We start from the raw sequence: 4,970 nt of genomic DNA on the forward strand, positions 1-4,970 counted from the left end.
ATCGAGAAGTTAAACAAAATTGTGGTATTGAACGCTGTCAGGCTCGCACGAGCCGAGCGCAAAGAAATCATATTTTTCTCGCTATTTCTGCGTGGTTTGAACAACATAAACGTCGTATATCTGAAAAAATAACCCTTTATCAACAAAATTGGGACGTAATCAAAAATGCTATTGCTGAGCACATCCGTGTTTTATTAGCGTACCCAAATTAGTTTTGTGCGAAACTCGTGTATTTATCTTGATTCTCCTTACCCCTTCACGAATCGGCCCATCTTACTAAAAAATCAATGTTTTATTATGTCTAAAAAAATATTAAATCACGTATTAGAACGTTTAATAGAAACCAATAGCATATTGAAAAATATCACTTATTTATCCAATGACAATGCATCTATTTTTAGTTATCAAGAGCAAAAGATTATCAAAAATTGGATGAATGCAGTACCTAATCACGTTATTGCCAGAAAACTTGGAATTAGTAATAGCACTGTATATTCCCATAAAAGACACATTACTGAAAAAATTTTTGTTAATAACCGAATTGAACTTTTTTTTGTTTATAATATTTTTAAATATATATATTCAAATGATTAAAATATTTTCTATTTATAAGAAGAATACAACTTAATCATATTATAAATAATGTAATTAATTTTATTCTTAATTTATATCAATTTTCTTACTTTGTATTTATTTAAAATGAGTACGACCAATCATTCTCGTGCTCACTATCTTTTATTTCATTTACACCTGATATCATTGATAAAATACTTCAATATATGATCTTTAATAAGTTATACCAACTGCTAAAAAGAAAGACCATATTAAATTACAGAATATCACCCTCATCAACGGAAAAACGTATAGTAACCCCCCTCTTGAAGCAAACCAATGTTAAGTAGTGAATGGCAATTAAATATACAATTATAGTTTTAGCTTTGCTAAAAAGGTGTCACAATAGATAATATTAATATCAATACTGACTAAACAAAACGCAGATGATAAAAGTAACTCCTTTTAAAATTTCATATTTACATCCCCAATATTGGCTAACATGGTTAGGTATTGGGCTCCTTTATTTACTGGTTTTACTGCCTTATCCTGTTATCTATTGGCTAGGAACTCGCCTTGGACGGTTAGTCAAATATTTTCTAAAAAAACGCCTACAGATTGCAGAGCGTAATTTAGAACTCTGCTTTCCTGCTATGAGTGCGCAGCAACGCCAGCAAATGATCGATAAAAATTTTGAATCGGTAGGTATGGGATTATTTGAGACAGGTATGGCCTGGTTCTGGTCTGATAAACGAATACAACGCTGGTTTACGATTAAAGGGCAGAATAATATTGAAAAAATTCAGCAGACAGGGCAAGGGATCATCGTAGTAGGAATTCATTTTCTAACGCTCGAATTAGGCGCTCGTATCTTTGGTATATTAAATCCTGGTATTGGTGTTTATCGCCCAAACGACAATCCAGTAATGGATTGGTTGCAAACCCGAGGACGGTTGCGCTCTAATAAATTTATGCTTGATCGCAAAGATATAAAAGGCATGATACGCAGCCTAAAGCACGGAGAAATTTTGTGGTATGCGCCAGATCACGATTATGGCCCAAGAAAAAGTGTTTTTGTGCCTTTTTTCGCTGTCAAGCATACCGCTACCACTATCGGTACCCATATTCTGGCAAAACTTGCCGATCCAGCCATAATACCTTTTACTCCTAGGCGGTTAGCTAACGCAAAAGGTTATGAATTGCTTATCCAACCGGCAATAACCCACTTGCCACAGCAGGATCAAATTTCTACTGCAGCTTTTATGAATAAATTGATTGAGAAACAGATTATGCAAGCGCCCGAGCAATATATGTGGCTACATCGTAGATTTAAAACCAGACCCAAAGATATGTCATCGCTTTATGGTGAGCTTGATAACATACACGATTAACAAAACTATCAGTGACTGTGTTGTCTGACCAGTCACTAGGCTTATCCTGACAATTTTTTGCTAATCCACTATCATTAAATTAACTATTGATTAAATGCTAAAATATCACCTTAACATGTGATTAAATGATGGCTTTATCATTTTTTTTACTTCAAATTAAATTTATTATAAACAATATAATAACAATCAGAAAATAAACATTTATCTTATTGATTTAAATGATTTTTAAATTTCACAATAAGTAAATTTAAAAAATTAAATTAACCATATTTTCTGTTTTTAATCCATCTAAGATAGGAAAAAAAATATTTTTATCGACTTTTTTATAAAAAATGGTTTAAATAAAAGTAAATATAGTTTTCTAATAGTTAAACAGAAAATAATATTGCACGATATTGGATTAACAGCAATATTTTAACTGAAAAAGATAATATTTTATAACCTAAGGCTAATATTTTTTACTTTTATAATTTCATTGGTAGAGTATTGATGGGGAATATTTAGATGCAACGCACAGTAACTAAAACTTTCTTTGGTCATCCCTATCCTCTGAGCTCTCTCTTCTTAACTGAGATGTGGGAACGTTTTTCATTTTACGGCGTGCGGCCACTGTTGATCCTCTTTATGAGTGCAACCTTATTGCAAGGAGGAATGGGATTAACAATCGAGCAAGCATCAGCTATTGTTGGTATTTTTGCCGGTGGAGTTTATATTACCTCACTCCCTGGCGGATGGTTAGCAGATAACTGGCTTGGGCAGCGTAAAGCAGTTTGGTATGGATCACTAATTATTGCATTAGGCCATCTCTCCATCGCGTTTTCTGCAATTTGGGGTAATAGCCTATTTTTTATCGGATTATTATTTATTGTACTTGGAACAGGTTTATTTAAAACCTGTGTTACTGTTATGGTTGGCATATCGGCTTTGGCCTTGGTGGAATTGGGATGCTGGTTGCTCTACTTATCTTCCGTTTTTATGCCGTCCCCCAAATGCGTCGCTACAGTAAAGAAACAGGTATTGATGCTAGTTGGGAACAACCAACCGTCAAGCGTAAAAACATTGGTAAATGGATCACATTTGTAATGGTATTATTAGCCGCTATCGTGATACTTATTGCGACCAATATCGTGCCATTTAATGCTACCATTGTGGCCAAAAGTTTTGCTTATATCATTGCCGCCTTTGTTAGTCTCCATTTTACTTATATGTTTTTCCTGGCAGGATTAAATCAAAATGAGCGGATGCGCTTATTAGTCTGCCTCATCCTACTTATTTCAGCGACATTTTTCTGGTCAGCTTTTGAGCAAAAACCGACCTCATTTAATATTTTTGCTCGTGACTATACTGATCGCCATCTTAATAATGGCTTCGAAATTCCAACTATTTGGTTTCAATCAATTAATGCGCTTTTCATCATCACACTTGCCCCGCTATTCAGTTGGCTATGGCCAACAATGGCCAAGCGCAATATAAACCCGACTAGTACCACAAAATTTGTCATAGGTATCTTATTTGCTGCTGCTGGGTTTGCCGTTATGATGGTAGCCGCAAACATAGTTATCATACATAATGTCAATGTTTCACCTATTTGGTTAATCAGCAGTATATTATTATTAACCTTAGGTGAATTATGTTTAAGTCCAATTGGACTAGCAACAATGACACTACTGGCGCCTAAAAAAATGCGTGGGCAAGTCATGGGGCTTTGGTTCTGTGCTAGCGCGTTAGGTAATCTGGTTGCAGGAATTATGGGCGAAAATATCAATAAAGAACAGTTACAGTCTATGCCGGCCCTCTTTTCCCACGTTTCTATTGCCCTAATAATTTGCGCTGCGGTATTGGCAATCTTAATTATTCCTATAAGAAAAATGCTACAAAACGCCGATCAACAAACAATTTAGGCTAAATAATGAATTTCTTCCCCTCAATCAAAAAATTAAGGGGAGCTATTAATAACGAATAAAAATCAAAATGTTGACTATTTTCAGCATCAAAACTATAAGCTAGCCACTTAGAATAGCTATCAACCTAAAACTATATTACAGTAATAAACTAGGCTCAGACGACTCATTTGATATGACAAAAATAACTATCATCTTTTTTGATAAATCGTATTAATTGATTCTAACTCTATTTACCAGCTTACAAGGCAATCACTATGACTATTGAATATGCAGTAATTAGTGGTGGATGTTTTTGGTGTACGGAAGCGATATTTAAACAGGTAATTGGTGTAAAATCGGTAGAAAGCGGATATACCGGTGGAACTGTAGAAAACCCCACTTATGAACAGGTTTGCTCCGGTAATACAGGACATGCAGAAGCTATTCGCATCGCTTTTGATCCACAACAAGTAAACTATAATGAGTTGCTAGCTATCCACTTAGCTACCCATGATCCAACTCAGTTAAACCGACAAGGCAATGATATTGGTAGCCAATATCGTTCCGCTATTTTCTTCACCTCTGCGCAACAAAAACAGGCCGCCGAAATAGCGATAAACAATGCCCAACAAACCTATGCAGCACCGATAGTAACAACCTTAGAACCTTTTAAAAAATGGTATCCAGCAGAAAAATATCATCAAAATTTTTGGCAGAATGAAGGTCAACAGAACAGTTATTGTTTAGCTATAATCCCTGCCAAATTACAAAAGCTACGCTCACTTTTTGCTAACAATTGCCGCTCACCATCGTAAACAAACAGTGAACTTTTGACAAAAGAAATAATTAGCATGGTATTGGGAATTTTTGCTGCTATTTTAATATCGGCAATTATTAATCTTGTATAAACGCTTATTAAAATAACTGCTATTTAATCACTATCGCCTACTAATTATTATCTTTTATATTCTAAGTGATAATTTCACGATTCAACTATGGGCACCTCGAAAAACCTAAGCCGAGTTTGATTTTGCTGATAAAGTTATCGGAAGCTGGTCTACTGAGCTAACCACCATGAAGAAACGCAGCGCCATTAAGAATGACCTCTTTGCAAACCAGTATCACCAACAGACGATCGACAAGT

At 35.0% G+C, this 4,970-nt stretch carries 3 protein-coding genes and 2 pseudogenes; all 5 read left to right on the plus strand.

Features of this window, described 5'->3' with window-relative positions:
• Window positions 1-212, plus strand: a pseudogene (locus CBG25_RS09565) (hypothetical protein); the annotation flags it as partial.
• A gap of 85 nt (window positions 213-297) precedes the next feature.
• The gene (locus tag CBG25_RS09570) at window positions 298-594 is read left to right on the plus strand and encodes a LuxR C-terminal-related transcriptional regulator (protein ID WP_290606269.1); all 297 of its coding nucleotides are present in this window, start codon (window positions 298-300) and stop codon (window positions 592-594) included.
• Between the two features lie 404 nt (window positions 595-998).
• Window positions 999-1,943, plus strand: coding sequence for a Kdo(2)-lipid IV(A) acyltransferase (locus tag CBG25_RS09575; RefSeq protein ID WP_290606270.1), 945 nt, complete (start codon window positions 999-1,001; stop codon window positions 1,941-1,943).
• Between the two features lie 504 nt (window positions 1,944-2,447).
• Window positions 2,448-3,844: pseudogene (locus tag CBG25_RS09580) on the plus strand (peptide MFS transporter).
• A gap of 257 nt (window positions 3,845-4,101) precedes the next feature.
• Window positions 4,102-4,641 carry a peptide-methionine (S)-S-oxide reductase MsrA gene (gene msrA, locus CBG25_RS09585; RefSeq protein ID WP_290606271.1) on the plus strand — a complete coding sequence of 180 codons (540 nt, stop codon included), beginning with the start codon at window positions 4,102-4,104 and terminating at the stop codon, window positions 4,639-4,641.
• Window positions 4,642-4,970: the final 329 nt, after the last annotated feature.

The organism is Arsenophonus sp. ENCA (assembly GCF_002287155.1).
Taxonomy (GTDB): domain Bacteria; phylum Pseudomonadota; class Gammaproteobacteria; order Enterobacterales; family Enterobacteriaceae; genus Arsenophonus; species Arsenophonus nilaparvatae.